The organism is Armatimonadota bacterium (genome assembly GCA_016125185.1).
GTDB lineage: Bacteria > Armatimonadota > Fimbriimonadia > Fimbriimonadales > Fimbriimonadaceae > Fimbriimonas.
Map to the genome: position 1 here is coordinate 180,512 of WGMG01000002.1, position 13,753 is coordinate 194,264.

The 13,753-nt window shown below is 55.6% G+C and carries 12 protein-coding genes; 6 read left to right on the forward strand and 6 right to left on the reverse strand.

Features of this window, described 5'->3' with window-relative positions; genetic code table 11:
- Positions 1–9 precede the first annotated feature (9 nt).
- Genes GC165_04035 through GC165_04050 form a run of 4 tightly spaced genes read right to left on the reverse strand, consistent with a single transcriptional unit; the run spans position 10 to position 4,747 of the window.
- The gene (locus GC165_04035) at positions 10–1,710 is read right to left on the reverse strand and encodes a hypothetical protein (protein MBI1332031.1); all 1,701 of its coding nucleotides are present in this window, start codon (positions 1,708–1,710) and stop codon (positions 10–12) included.
- Positions 1,711–1,761: 51 nt separating this feature from the next.
- Complete coding sequence (locus GC165_04040) at positions 1,762–2,397, reverse strand: hypothetical protein (protein ID MBI1332032.1); 636 nt, start codon at positions 2,395–2,397, stop codon at positions 1,762–1,764.
- Between the two features lie 51 nt (positions 2,398–2,448).
- Positions 2,449–3,726, reverse strand: coding sequence for an alpha-L-fucosidase (locus GC165_04045; GenBank protein ID MBI1332033.1), 1,278 nt, complete (start codon positions 3,724–3,726; stop codon positions 2,449–2,451).
- Positions 3,727–3,754: 28 nt separating this feature from the next.
- Positions 3,755–4,747: a hypothetical protein gene (locus tag GC165_04050; protein ID MBI1332034.1), complete on the reverse strand. Its 993-nt coding sequence runs from the start codon at positions 4,745–4,747 to the stop codon at positions 3,755–3,757.
- 84 nt (positions 4,748–4,831) lie between these two features.
- On the opposite strand from GC165_04050, the gene GC165_04055 reads away from it, so the two are divergent.
- The 4 genes from GC165_04055 (at position 4,832) to GC165_04070 (ending at position 8,841) form a co-directional block, all read left to right on the forward strand.
- Positions 4,832–5,716, forward strand: a complete 885-nt coding sequence (locus GC165_04055) for a uridine kinase (protein ID MBI1332035.1) — start codon at positions 4,832–4,834, stop codon at positions 5,714–5,716.
- A gap of 173 nt (positions 5,717–5,889) precedes the next feature.
- On the forward strand, positions 5,890–6,288 hold the full coding sequence (locus tag GC165_04060; protein ID MBI1332036.1) for a hypothetical protein: 399 nt from the start codon (positions 5,890–5,892) through the stop codon (positions 6,286–6,288).
- A gap of 274 nt (positions 6,289–6,562) precedes the next feature.
- Complete coding sequence (locus GC165_04065) at positions 6,563–6,832, forward strand: hypothetical protein (protein MBI1332037.1); 270 nt, start codon at positions 6,563–6,565, stop codon at positions 6,830–6,832.
- Between the two features lie 41 nt (positions 6,833–6,873).
- Positions 6,874–8,841, forward strand: coding sequence for a hypothetical protein (locus tag GC165_04070; GenBank protein MBI1332038.1), 1,968 nt, complete (start codon positions 6,874–6,876; stop codon positions 8,839–8,841).
- On the opposite strand, the gene GC165_04075 is transcribed toward GC165_04070, so the two are convergent.
- Positions 8,838–9,938 (reverse strand): hypothetical protein, encoded by a 1,101-nt coding sequence (locus GC165_04075; protein MBI1332039.1) that lies wholly within the window; start codon positions 9,936–9,938, stop codon positions 8,838–8,840. The two genes, GC165_04070 and GC165_04075, sit on opposite strands and share 4 nt — an antisense overlap.
- Positions 9,939–9,943: 5 nt before the next feature.
- Complete coding sequence (locus GC165_04080) at positions 9,944–11,647, reverse strand: DUF1957 domain-containing protein (protein MBI1332040.1); 1,704 nt, start codon at positions 11,645–11,647, stop codon at positions 9,944–9,946.
- Between the two features lie 95 nt (positions 11,648–11,742).
- On the opposite strand from GC165_04080, the gene GC165_04085 reads away from it, so the two are divergent.
- Together GC165_04085 and GC165_04090 are read left to right on the forward strand one after the other, a co-directional pair.
- Positions 11,743–12,705 carry a hypothetical protein gene (locus GC165_04085; protein ID MBI1332041.1) on the forward strand — a complete coding sequence of 321 codons (963 nt, stop codon included), beginning with the start codon at positions 11,743–11,745 and terminating at the stop codon, positions 12,703–12,705.
- Positions 12,706–12,748: 43 nt separating this feature from the next.
- A complete protein-coding gene (locus tag GC165_04090) occupies positions 12,749–13,741 on the forward strand; it encodes a hypothetical protein (GenBank protein MBI1332042.1) in 993 nt (330 codons plus the stop codon).
- The last annotated feature ends 12 nt before the right edge of the window (positions 13,742–13,753 follow it).

The window sequence follows — 13,753 nt, forward strand, 5'->3', positions numbered from 1 at the left end:
CCTGCTTCGCTATCCCTTTCGCCGCAAAGCGTCCACCTGCGACTGCAGGTCCCTGGCTTTGTCCTCGACCGACACAATGTCGTTGGTCTTGAAAGACTCTCCACGCGTATAACCGATGAAGGGCAACCAACCGTCCGAGCGAGTGTGTCGGTGCTGATCGACGAGCTTGTAAAGTGGGTCCGCTTCGACCTCGCTCAATTCATCGGGCGGATAATCGGTCGATACCTCAATGCCCAAGCCTTGAAGAATGAACCGGGCCATCAGCAGATGCCCCACCGATGTCGGATGAATGCCGTCCCCAGAGTTGTGGAGGTCGTAACCAAGCGGATTCGCGGACGTCGCCCGCCGGTTCATCGGTGTAAATAGGTCGATGACCTCAGCGCCCGCGGGTCGAGACTTGACTTCCCATGCGGCGAACTGAGCCAGAACGTCGTTGTATTTGACGTATGGCTTAGACGAACCTGCGTCCACCCCATCGCGAGAAACGTTCTCACCGAATTGAGCGATATCGAACGACGGCGGCGTGACCAAGATCACCTTTGCGCCCGCCTTTTGACATTCCTGGATCATCGAGGTGATTCCATGCTGAAAGGCTTCAAAACGCCCCTTGTCGAATGGCTGGTAAATGCCGTCGTTCATGCCGTAACACGCAAACACCACGTCGGGCCGAACGGCCTTGAGTGCCCGCGCGAGTCGCTCGTGAATATCAGGACGAGGAAACGGATGGCTAGCTTCGGCCAAACCGGAAGCCGTCTCACTCGCAAGCCCAACGCTAAAAAGGTTGAAATTCAGCCACGGGTACTGCTTCTCCAACATGTACTCCAAGAACCCAACGTAGCGACCATCTTGTGTGATGCTGTCGCCGAGGATCATCACCCTCTTTTCCGCCAGCATTTGGATCGGCTTTGGCGCGCTTTCGAACGCCAACTGGTGCTGCGACTTGATCGGCTTGTCATCCATCAGCTTGGACAAAGTCGGCTCCAAAGCGTTTGCCCAGGCTTCCGCGCCCTCAGCATTGGGATGAACCAAGTCGGGAATCAGATCGGTGTTCATCGCCCCGTCCTTGCGGAAGAAAACCGAATTGACGTCGAGCCAAAACACGTGCTTACCGTCGGCTAGCTTCTTGGTCATCAGCCCCGCCTCGTCGCAGGTCTTCACGCATTGCTCCGAGTTCTTGTACCGTCGGTGGTAGTTGGTGACCTCATTGGCTCCACCTCGGGGGAAGATGCGGAGGATGAGAACTTTCGTGGTCGGATGCTTCGTCCGAATGGTCTCGACAATGGCCTTGGTTCCAGCAAAGATTTGAGCAGCGGTGTGGACCGTCGGATAGTTGGTGTCGTCCGTGTTATTGGTTCCAATGAGCAGGACCGCGACCTTCGGCGACTTGTCACAGTCGAGTTCACCGTTCTGGAGATTCCACAGCACATTCTCGGTGCGGTAGCCGCTATAGCCCAGATTGATTGCATTTCTAGGCGCAAAGTGGGTCGCCCAGACCTGCTTCAAGGGCTCCCATTCGCCGCCCTCATCACCCATCGTCTGGGTGATGCTGTCGCCGATCATCATCAGGTCGTAGTTGTGGCTCCGAACAGCTGCAACCTTTGTGTCGTGCCTCGGGTTCGGTGTCGGCTTGGGAAAATCGGCGTCACCGAGCTTAGGAGATTGCGTTTGGAACGACATGAGTGCGGCGAAGCAAAAGAGAGAGGCGGTCATGGGAGTTTCTGAATCTCGTTAGGCTGAAGTCCAGTTTAACCTGTTCCGGTCTCACACCACAGATAGGCTCTGACTTCGCGCAAGAGCCCGCAAGTTGCGATTAATCTGACGAACGAGCTCGATTCCTACGACAAGAGCAATGACGAATCCAACCGTACTGATCCGATCGAACTGGAGACTAATGGCCGGGTCCGAGGTGTCATTGACGTGCATGACGAAGCTGTACACCAAGGGCACGCACCCCACGATCACCGAAAGTGCAAATACGTTGGCGAGGAAAGACTTCGAAAACAGAGACTTCCAGGTCATCGTTTTGGTCTCGGCCGACTTAGACCGGACCGCCAGGAAGTCGAGGGTGTAGCTCAGCGGCATAAAGCAAAAGACGATGGGGATGGCGCTCATGACCGCCACCAACTCCGATGAGAATCGCGACTCGACTTTGCGCAACACGCAAACGTAACGATGCGCATGCAGGACCCACCGGTAGATCGAAAAGGGCAAGTAGATGGCAGACGCAAACATCGCACCGGCAACGAACAAATACGGCTGAGAATGGATGTCCCATGGTCCGCTGACCATCGGTTTGACGTGGAGAATCACGTCGGTCGTCGCCAACGCCCCAGCGAAGACCATTCCGTTTCGGGCGATCCGGTCCAGCTTATCGAGGTCGGCGATCGTAACGACCACGTCGGAATCTCGGGGGTAATTGGACTGAATCTCGACCATCGAACCCGGCGTCTAGCTCCTTCCCTTCCCCAGGTTTAGCTTAATCGGCTCCTCAAGCTCGACCTTGTACACCGTGCAGTCCTCGTCGGGAACAAAGTCGTCGGGAATCTGAATTTCGAGATCGGATGGAACGCCCATCCAATCCGCCATTTTCACCTTCTTGAATTCGAGTTTCTGACCAGTCCCGACGACGGAAACCGATTTGACATTGCTGGCCACACCGCGGACATTCACAAATTCGCGAGGAACATCAAACTGCATTAGACAGAGGGTTTTGCCATCTTTGGAAAGCGTCGAGGTTCCGTAGAAGAGCCCACCCGGCAAGCCCGCGACCGTGCCGTAGATTGCCTCAGCATGCTTGTGGACCCAACGTCCGAGTCCAAGCAACCGCTCGGTCTGGACAGGTGTGATCTGGCCATCTTCCGTCGGCCCGACGTCCAGCAACAGATTTCCGCCCAAGCCGATCGTCTCGGCAAAGATGCGCACCAAACGTTTAACTGACTTGTCGTTGTGATCCTGCTTCTGGTAGCCCCACGAGTCGTTGACCGTCATGCAGAACTCCCACACGCCGTCCGGCGCAGTAACCGGCTGTCCTTGCTCGGGCGTCGCGTAGTCGCCAAGGCCTAACAGGCGGGAGTTCAGAATCGCGGTTGGTTGCTTGGCGTGGATTCGGTCGCGGAGCTCGGCGAAGTCCCATTGCTCCGGGTCGCGCTCCCAATCACCGTCGAACCAAAAGAGGTCCACCGGACCGAATTCAGTGCAGAGTTCATCCATCTGGGCGCGATGGAACTTCAGGAACCGCTCCCATTTGGCCGGGTCCTCCTTCCCCTCTTCGGGAAAAGCAAACCTGTTTGAGAAGTCGGAATAATGCGAGCCCTTTTGGCGGACCGACGCGTAGTCGGGATGCGCCCAGTCGAGGTGGCTGAAATAGAAACCGACCTTGAGATCGTGGCGGCGTAAGGCCTCTGCGTATGGCGTGATGAGGTCCCGACCGGCGGGCGTATCCTTCACCACGCTACGCCCGTCCTGCTTGGTATCCCACAGGGCCACGCCGTCGTGATGCTTAGTCGTCAGAACGGCATACTTCGCCCCGGCTTTAGCAAAAAGATCGGCCCACTGCTCCGGGTCGTACTTGCTGGCTGTGAAGCCGCTCAACTGGCCCCAATACACCTCCGAGGTCACCTGACCGCTGAAAAGCGACCACGATTCAGGGATGCCTTCGACGGCATAGATGCCGTAGTGAATGAAAATGCCAAGCTTCGCATCCGGGAACCAGGATTGCATCATGATTGGCTGAGTTTAGCGGATTTCCTGGGCCCTAAGACTTCCCAAAGGTCTTATCCGCCCACGAATTGAAATCCTTAAAGGTGTCGTCGAAAGACGATCCTTTAAACTCAACTTCCCACGGCTCGATATAGCGAATCCCCAATTCGCGGGCTTGCCGAAAGACCGACTTAAAATTCCCGTCCTCGAACTGTGACGAGTCGCTAGACCGCGCAATGACCTGAGCGTACTTATCGCCAGGAAAGTCCTTGATCGCCTTGACTAGATCGCCCTGATACGACGTTCGACCCGACAACCACCACATCGCGACCCCAACCCGATGCCCCAGTGCCTTGTCGTTCCACAGGTCGTTCATGATTCGCGTAGCCGGTTTTGCCGACCGCTCGACTTCGTGAACCTCGACGGCTAGCGCCTTGGTCGGGAACGCAGCCGCAAAATCAGCCGCCGTCTGCTCGACCCCACTCACCCATTTGTCCTCCGTATATCCAGCTTCGTCTAACGTCTGATTGGGACAACCATTGAAGTGTCCTTCAATTCCGTTAGCCGTCATTTGAGGCACGTACACGAGCTTCAGCTTTGCGTCGTCACCAAATTCCTTTGCCGCCGCTTGGGCCAGTAGTTTTAGCCGTTTTTGCACCTCGGCATTCCACTGAACCGGGACTTTGACCGTGGTGGTTCGTCGGAAATCGAATTTGATAACGGGGATCGAAGCGTCGTCTGAAAGCCACGACGGTGCGTGCTGTCCGGCCACGATTCCGAGTGACCAGTCCTTGTCGGCAGACTTGACGCGATCCAGTTGACGGCGGACGGCGGCAAACGAGTATTGACCCTTTTCAGATTCAATTTCGTCCCATCGAACCCGAATTAGGGTCCCCCGCGCAGTCGAATTGGCGATCGCAGTCGGGTCAGGTGCACTCAGAAAAAGGCCAATTGGTTTAGCGACGACAACGAACCCCAAAGACAAGGCAACGAGCATAGCGGCATCAACGACGATTTCTCGGCAAGGTTCGCTGAACGTGTCGGTCAAAGGTATGACAGGCTAAAGTCCGACTTGCTAGACCACCCAATTCCGACAAAAATTTGATCAAGGCCAGAGAGCCAGAAAAGGAAAATGAGACATCTTGACAACAACCACTCGAACGAACACACGAACCGCCCGTTAGTGATCGGGATTGCTGGTGGATCGGGATCCGGCAAGACGCATCTGGCCTACGAAATCATGGAGCGAGTCGGAGAAGAAAACGTCCTCGTGCTGAGCATGGACCAATACTTCTGGAGCACCGACGACCCGACCGCCGACGCGTCGCTGATCAACTTCGACCACCCGCAGCACCTTGACTTCCAGCTTCTCATCAAGCACATCCGCCTCTTGCAGGAAGGTAAGAACATCTTCGCACCGGGCTACGACTTCCGCAACATGACCCGCATCTGGGCCACGGAGCCAACCAAGCCGAAGCCGATCATCATCGTCGAAGGTCTTTTCGTCCTCGCCCAACCAGTCGTCTCGATGTGCGACCTCGCCGTCTTCCTCGACGTCGCCTCCGATGAGCGTTTGCTTGGCCGCATCCTTCGAGATACTCGAGAGCGTAGCGTGACCACCGAACAGGTCATCGACCGCTATCAGCGATACGTTCGACCCAGCTACGAGATCTTCGTCAACCCCACCAAGCAGAACGCCGACATGGTCGTAGACTTCACCTTCCGACGCAACATGTTCGCTTCGATGCTATCGCACATGCTGAGCGACTACCTCAGCAAGGCGATCACGGCAGAAGACCTGATCTACACGCTGCGCGGCGACCGAGCCCTGCTCGGAATTGGCAAGGAAGAACCCTATATGCCGCTGACGACCAATATCGAGGTTCTCTCCAAGGCTTACCCCGAGAAGGTCTGGCCGGTCGAAACAAGTCGGAATCACCTCTCTTCGCCCGCGTTCACGGAGTATCGAGGCATTCCCACGACCGCGACAGAACCCAATTCTGCTGTCGCAGTTTGATCCTCGGGGGGTTAAATTGGGTCCACGGCGCTGTGGACCCTTTTTTCATGTTTGGACCTCGAATCTTGAACTTCGCTCGCCTCGTTGAACATGAATTTGAACCTAATTCGACTTTTTTCTGGCGAATTTGTGGGTAGGCGAACAGATTTGTTTTCCTTTCGTATAATGGGGTTGTGATGCGCTTGGACGGAAACCGGCGATGGATAAGGCTCGCGATTTTGGTCGTGGTCGTCGCCATTTCGGGCTTCACCAGCATCCAAATTCGGATGGCAGTGGCAGTTGGCGTTCTCGGCGGACTGTCCGTTTCTTGGCTGGATCGCGACCGTCCTTCGCTGAGCGATCTGCTCCAGGGCCGCGAGCTCTCGGACCGAGAGCAATTGGCGTTGCGGCGAGTGATGACTTACCAGCGGATCGGTCTTCTGCTCGTCGGCGTCGTCTTTGCGACGTTGCTATGGTTGACGAAGGATTCGCCGATGTTCCCGATGTTCATCGGGATGGCCGCGTTCTCGATGTCCGAGGGTGCGGTTTCCGTAACCAGATCGGTTTTGGACAGCCACACCCACGCACACTAACATCATTCCTTTGAAATGATTCCTGCGGGGCGCGTCGGCTCGAACGGATCGAAAATTCAACCCTGGACCACCGACTCCTAATCCGGCGGGCCACCGACGTACGGGCATCCTGCCCCGCCCCTACGGTTCCGACGCCCATAGGCAAGTTGAGCTTCGCCAAAATTTCAACGCTTTTGTCGCGCTTGGTCATCATTGACACTTTTTTTGTTCAGGTTTAAGATGGACATGAACGGCCTATGGGGTTGGCTCCGTACTTATAGGCGGGGGTTGACACGTGCAAGTCATCGACAATTGGGCCATCGTGAGCGGAGAGGTGCGCGAAGTGCGCGCCGCGGCAGATCATACGACGTTAGTCGTCTACGTTTCGAGCGCAGAAGACTTCGAGGACTTCCCAAATCTGTTTAACTGGGCTAAAAACAACCTGCTGACCGTCGAGTTACCAGCGGACGCCCACGCGCCCAATATCGGTGCTCATATCTCTTGGCGATTGCGAATCGTGGAACCCGGCAGTTCGGAACCCCATCCTTCGTCGCTGGCCGTCTAAGAACCCGCCAATCCGGGCAAAAAAGCGGATAACCTATTAGGGTGTTCGCTTTCTTGTTCGCCGCCGCTCTTCAGAGCCCCGACCTGACCCTTTCCCGTGGAGCGGAACTGACGGGACCATTCGCAGGGGTTCAGCAGCGCTATTGGGATGTGTCAGAGGCCGAAATCGACGGCAGCGCGCCAGAAAGCTCGATTCCGAATCTATTCGCACTCACGGGAAGCGCCCAACGGAAGGTGCTGTTGCGTTTCGGAAGCCTCGACTTGGCGACGATTCGCAACAGCAAGATTGTGGATGGCACGCTGGTGCTTGGCATCGTCGACAAGGACCATGCACACCTGAAAGCCGTCAAAGTGGTGAAGCGGCCGTGGATGACCCCAGGAGTGAACGTGCTGGTCTCTCAGATTCGCCAGCCCGAACCGCAAAAGACGAAGGACGGCAAGATCATCACGCCGTTTGCACCGGGCGTGAACTGGACCAAAGCTGGAGGCGACACGGCAAATTGGCAGTCTCCCGGAGCTTCGGCGACGAGCGATGCTGAGGCCGTCGACGCCAAGATCGATATCGTCGGCGACACGATTCGAGTCTCAAATCTTGGCCCAACGCTTCAATACTGGAAGACGCACGAGGGTGACAATTTCGGTTTCCTCTTGGAGTTTTCCGACGAGACCGGCCTTTACAGTTCGTTTGCCCCCGAAATGCGCCCCTCGCTTGAGATCAAGCTGGCAAGCGCCGAGGTGAAGGACCCGCATTTCTGGGTCTCACACGAGGGCAATTCGGTTTCTCTCCACTCCACCGAGCCGATCAACAGTTTGGAAGTCTATCGAGGAGTCGAGAAGGTGTCTTCCGACAAGGCGACGACTGTCCAGATCGCCACGGACAACCCTTCGAAAGATCCTCGTGGACGCCTGACCAAGTTGGTTGCGTCGTTCGACGACCCGTCGATCCCGCAGGAAGTAGTGACCATCGACCCGACTGCGCCGTGGGTCAATCTGACGCCGCACAAGCAGCGAATCTGGAATCGATGGACCATCGATCAGAGCTATTACAGCTTCGCCCGGTACGGTGCACAGAAGTACGTAAACGGTCAAGGTGAGCAGGACGGTGCCTGGCCGCCGGTTCCGGGCGTCGAAGCCTTTGCCAACGACTCTCACCGCATGGACACAATGTTCCTACCTGGCCTGCCGATGCCTTTGCGGACGACCCGTAACCCGCTAAACCGTCAAATGGTGAATGTGGAGAGCGGTCCGCTTTCGATGGGGCAAGTCGATTTCTTGGTCAATGGGACTCCTCAGTATCCAAAAGTCATTCTCGCCAAGCTGACCAACTATGATGGTAGGCCGCTGGTCGATGCTAGCGTGAAGATGACGACATCGGGAAGCGAAACCACCGACTTGAAATCCGACAAGAATGGCACGATCCTCATCAGCAAGCTACCACTTGGTGCGGTCGGGGACATCAAATTCACTGTCACAACCAACGGTCGAACCTCTACACTCACAACTCCCGCCACGACCTTTTCGGACATCTTTGCACGGGGAACCAAATCGGCGGGAACGATGGATATGCCGTTCAACCTCCCGCTGTGGCCGATCGCCGATGACACGAACCTGGTGGCGAGCAAACCTGTTTCGGACAGTGCAAACTCCTTCCCCGCTCAATTGGTGGCGCTGGTCGATGACAACCCGGATACGACCTACACCCTTCCTGCAAATGGATGGGTGCAGGTAGACCTCGGGCGTGACCGAACGGTCGGCGAAATCGTGTTTCAAGGTGAAGTGCCGAAGCAGTTTCGTGTCCTCGTCTTTGGGACGACGGACAAGCCGGACGACGCAGACTGGTGGATCGATGAAGTGAATTCAGAGCGGTTCCGAACCGAGTACGAAGTCGAGGGCGACCTAACTTATCGCCCATCACCAAACTCGGCACGCTATATCCGCATTCAGAATCTTACGGATAAGCCAGCGACGCTGAAAGGCATCAAGGTCTTCGCCGCAAAACGACCAGATTAACTTGAAGTCTTCGGTCCGAGGGTTGGAGGCATGTTCTTGTCCTTGCCTCCCTTCGATTCGGGAACCTGGATGCCCATCTTCTTGGCTTCGTCAGGGGTTAAGACATTGATCTTTGCGGTTGGCACCTTTGGATCGAGGTCGGCCTTCGTCAACGGTCGGTCACTCTTCAGGGTCGTAATCTGCAAGGAAACCTGGGTCTTCTTTTTGGGATCGTAAATGTCGGCATTGAACCCGGCGGGAAGCATCATATGAGGCTCGTAAATGACCTCATACCGACGCTTCGGCTCGTTTGGCGACTCCATCACAATCCGCTTAAACTTTCCTTGGTCGGATGCTCGATCTTCGACGTTAACCTTCCAATTGGCTTTGCTTGCGGCACTGATGAGGTCTGTGAAGGGTCGGTCTTTCGTACCAATTGCCATCGTGATGTACTGAATTGAGTCGGTTACCCATCCCTTGAGGACATCGGGATTAGGCTGGGGCCGCCCCTCGACATACTTGTCCTTGATGAGGGTCCCGTACTTGCCGTCCTTCATCTTCGTGACGATATAAGTCTCGAAGTACCCTTGATTCTTGGGAAAATTGGCGTAGCGCACCAAATAGTTATTCTCGTCGGCCACGACCGTCGCCAACTTGTTGACAAAACCAGTACCCGACGGAAGCTTCGCGCCCAATTGAAACTCCATCTTGCTGTCTCGAAGAGACTTCATCGTGGAATCAAGCTGGGTCGCCACATTCATTGCGTCCATCTTTCCGGCCGCACCCTGGTCGCCGCTCATCTTCTGAACATCGACCACCGGCTTCTCGGGCGGCTTATGGCTCTTAACGTCGGCCGTATGGGGGGGAGGTGCCGGCGTTTTCGTTCCATCCTTCTTGGTACCGCTTTCCGCTACCGCCGGACCGTTGTTGGAGGCTTCGTTCGAAGCTGGATTATTAGCGCTATTCCCCTCAGCCGTGTTGGTCGAGTTGGTGTCACTAGAGTTCGCCGTCGTGGATGACGAATTCGCGGCTGAGCTTCCTCCGCCATTACAACCAGAGATTCCAACGATCGCGAGGGCGGCAACTAACCCTCCAAGCAAGCCAAACTTCAATCTCATTTTCTTCATTGTATCGCAGAAGTTGCCTCCGGGTTGTTCGCCCACATGCTGAGATCGAGTTCAGCGAAGGGCGCATCCTTTTCTTGGCACTCTTTGAGGAACGCTTCTTCCTTGGTGGAAAGTTTCCCACCTCCGTTCACCTGTTGGGCCATGCCGTACAGGGCCAAGAACCGATCGATGTGATCCGAGAAGCGAATTTCGGCGTAGTCCCGAGCGGCAAAAGTCGAAATCAGGAACTGCCAGTCGCTTGCTTCGGCGAGTAGCAACTCCCTAGCGGCTTGGGTGATGATCTCCTTTGCCGGGCCATCGGCCCAGTCGCGGCACATTTGACGAAGCTTCCTTTCGCAGTCATAAAGCTTTGCCCAAGTCCAATGGTTATCCTCGTTCAGCCAAATGTAGTGGTAGCCGCCTTCACCCCAAGAGCCTTCGGGGAGGGTGATCAGGTGCTTGGCAGGCTCCTCGTCCAGCACGTCGCCGCCGCTGACCATTTCAACTTCGCCATCATGATGCAGAAGGCGGCCAAGTTCATAAAGGAACTCTGGACCTTCCCACCACCAGTGGCCAAAGAGCTCGGTATCGTACATGGCGACTACCGTTCCGGTTCGGTCGGCGAGGCCTTTGTAATGAGCCAGCGTGCCCTTGAGCACGTTCACCATGTCGGCGGCGTGGTCTTGAATCTTCTCGAAGGCACGGTAAGGATCGTAAGGCTGCTTTTGGCCAAGGTCGGACTTGTGTTCGCTGATGCGCCAGTACTTGTGGCGACCGGGATAAAGCTGCTTGTGGAACTCTAAATAGCTGGGATCGCCGGGGTAACCGACGTCGCCGGACCAGACTTTGACGGTGGTTTCGGGATCGCGGGCGAAGCAAACCACGCCGTTGGGGAGCATGTAGTGCTCGTACTCGCTTCGGTATTCGGCAGGTGGGGTGAAGTACTTGCTGCTCCGGGCAAACATCTCGGCGAGTTGGGGGAACTTCGCTCCGTACGTGCCGATGGGGTGACCACCGCGGATCATGTGCGAGTCGACAAAGAAGTATTCGATTCCCTCGTCCTTGAGAATCTCTTCGGTACCCATACGCTGCCACGGAATCTCTCCATCGCCGACCGGCGCTTTCCAATCGTAGCGGGGGCGGTAAGCGCACTCGGGGAGCCAGATTCCACGCGGTTGACGACCGAAATGCTTTTTGTAGGTTTCGACTCCCAGACGAACCTGGGCCTTACAGCTTTCGTCGGTCCCGAGAAGCGGTTGGTAGCCATGCGTGGCACCGCTGGTGATGACTTCGATGGAGCCTTCTTCCTGGAAATAGCGGAAGCCGCCGACGATTGATTTGTCCCAGCGATTGACGAATTGGTCGAGTTGCTTTTCGTACTGTCCGACCCAAAAATGGGCCAGACCCTCCATCCACATTGGGCCCTCGCGGCGAAAGTTCCGAGCGTCGAACTTGGCGGCGTCGACCTTCTCCTGCACGTATTCGACCAAGCCGGCCTTGAAAGACGGGTCCTCGAGCTGTTCGGCGAGGATGGGCGTGACATTGACCGTCCATCGCGGTCGGATTCCTTCCTGCAGCAAGCGGTCAAGAGCGTGGAGTAGCGGCAGATAGCACTCGATCGCGCTTTCGTGAATCCAGTCTGTTCCGTGAGGGCTCTTTCCGTGACTCAACACGTAAGGCATGTGTGAGTGAAGACAGAGCAGGAACCGGCCAACGGGCATATGAGTACATTATGCGCCTGGGAATTTGAGTGGGGCCTGCTTTACTAAAAATTTGCCAGGTTCGAAGAAATTTGTGATATCAAGTGACTACAGTCATGATCGTTTCAACCCTGTTGATGGCGGCGCACTTATTGTCTCGGCAAAGTGTCCTCAACCTACCGATCATCCGCTTTGCTGGATATGATGGCGAGGCTTATGAGTTCAAATTGCTACGGCAACAGGTCGAAAAAATCCAGGAGTGGGCCCCTGGCCAAGGGCAGGAGCTAAGCGGCCAATCGGTGGCGATGACCGACGGGGTCAACGCAACCGCCGTCTTTGATGTCACATACCGCCCAATTGCCATCGTGATGGCTCGTCGGCAATTGGCCGAGCTTTTTATGCGGAATGGAGAACATCAGTACCATCTATACGAGCTTCCGCAACTTTTGCAAAATGAAATCCGGGATGGAATTATTGGTAAACACCCAAAGGCCCTAGTTCCCGATGGCCTGACCTTAAGCTTCATAATCAGATTTCAGACAAAGCTCCCGGAAGATACCGGTTCGACCATGAGGTTTTATGGCGAACCAGTGACAAAGTTCTCGACACCCAGCGACGAAAGTATTGCTCAGGCCATGGACAACATGGGAGGAAGGTTTAGCGGAGGCACCAGTGGCATCCGGCCCACCGTCAAAGTCTATGTCGAGCATCCCGAGGCCTATGCCCGACATGCGGCGCTCATTCCTAGTCTGCTCAAAATGGGGGATCAATGGGCCAAGAAAGAACTTAACGACTTGAACAACCGCCTGTTCCAGTATTTCGAAGCTCAACAGACAACGGGCGAATACGGCAAAATCTTTCATAGTCGCGACGTTAACGAGCTATCCCGCGCGGATCCCAAGACCTTCGAAGAGCTCCTGCAAGGAATTCATGCTTCCAACTCCGACGATCCGCAGACCGCCGACGACGTCCGACGTACCTTTCTCCATGTCCAACTTCAACACTCCTCGCAACTGACCATTAATTACTTGATCGATGGGGCTACCGACCAAATTGATCTCCCCGGGCTGAATGATTGAGGAACATGTCTTCGACCTCTGAAGTCGAGTGAATATGCCCTGGATGACGATTGTTTCACTCTATTTGCTACAGCCGTCGCAGAATTCCCAGAGCGAAGATTTTTCCAAGCCAATTGCGGTGTTAGCTGGTCGCCCAATGGGCATTGCAAACTGGGACGTCTTTCGAAAAGGCCTGCTGTCCGAGATGAATGCCGCCGGAGCCGACCGACATTCCAACCCGTATGTGAGCAGTGGAGGCGGTCTCTTCTTCATGAACCAGAGTGAAGTGAACCTCTACGTAGACCACACCTACGTGCCACTCGCTATCCTCCGCGCCAAAGAGTCATTCCTTTCCCTTTTCGAGGGCGACGGCATCCGCGGGGTCCATGCTTTCTCCAAGTTTTCCACGCTGCTTTACGACGGCCTTCACGACGAGATCGTCCGCAAATATCCTTCCTACGGATTGCCTAAAGACTTTGTCGTTTCGTTCACCATCATTCCCCAGATTGAAGCGATCTTTCGCGAGGGGGATGTGACGGTGGATTTGCTATCGACTGCTCCAGAGCCCCAAACTCGGGCGGCCCTGGCCGATTCGCCGTTGTACAAAGAGGGAACCGACCGGGCTATTTCCAATCGGCTTCGCGATCAGACTCTCCAATCGATTCCCGAGACAAAATTCTTCATTGAGGGGCCCCACCACGGAAGACTCATTTCGAGTCTATTCATGGCATCCATGAAAAGATTCGATGAATGGCGGTTTGGACAGGCGGCCAAAGATGACGCTCGAATGTGGAATGCGGCCACCAAGATGAACGGCTTCTCCGACATTGTCAAGGTGTGTTCCTGTCAAACCTTTGCCCAGCTTCAGGCGGCCTCGCCGGAGGAGGCTAACCACCTCTACCAAATCCTTCAGAAGGACTACCTGCTCTTGGGGCTTCATGCGCCAGACGAAGTGAACACCTATCTCCCTTCAGCGAGGCTGGAAGGAACCTTTAGGATCAAGGCTTTCTTTGCATTGCCCGATGGCACCATCGGCTCTGTCGATTATCCGACCTAAGTGTTCGCGTAA

Coding starts and splice junctions, on each gene's coding strand:
- GC165_04035 (MBI1332031.1), bottom strand. CDS start 1,710: ATGACCGCCTCTCTCTTTTGCTTCGCCGCACTCATGTCGTTCCAAACG.
- GC165_04055 (MBI1332035.1), top strand. CDS start 4,832: ATGAGACATCTTGACAACAACCACTCGAACGAACACACGAACCGCCCG.
- GC165_04075 (MBI1332039.1), bottom strand. CDS start 9,938: ATGAGATTGAAGTTTGGCTTGCTTGGAGGGTTAGTTGCCGCCCTCGCG.
- GC165_04080 (MBI1332040.1), bottom strand. CDS start 11,647: ATGCCCGTTGGCCGGTTCCTGCTCTGTCTTCACTCACACATGCCTTAC.
- GC165_04085 (MBI1332041.1), top strand. CDS start 11,743: ATGATCGTTTCAACCCTGTTGATGGCGGCGCACTTATTGTCTCGGCAA.
- GC165_04090 (MBI1332042.1), top strand. CDS start 12,749: ATGACGATTGTTTCACTCTATTTGCTACAGCCGTCGCAGAATTCCCAG.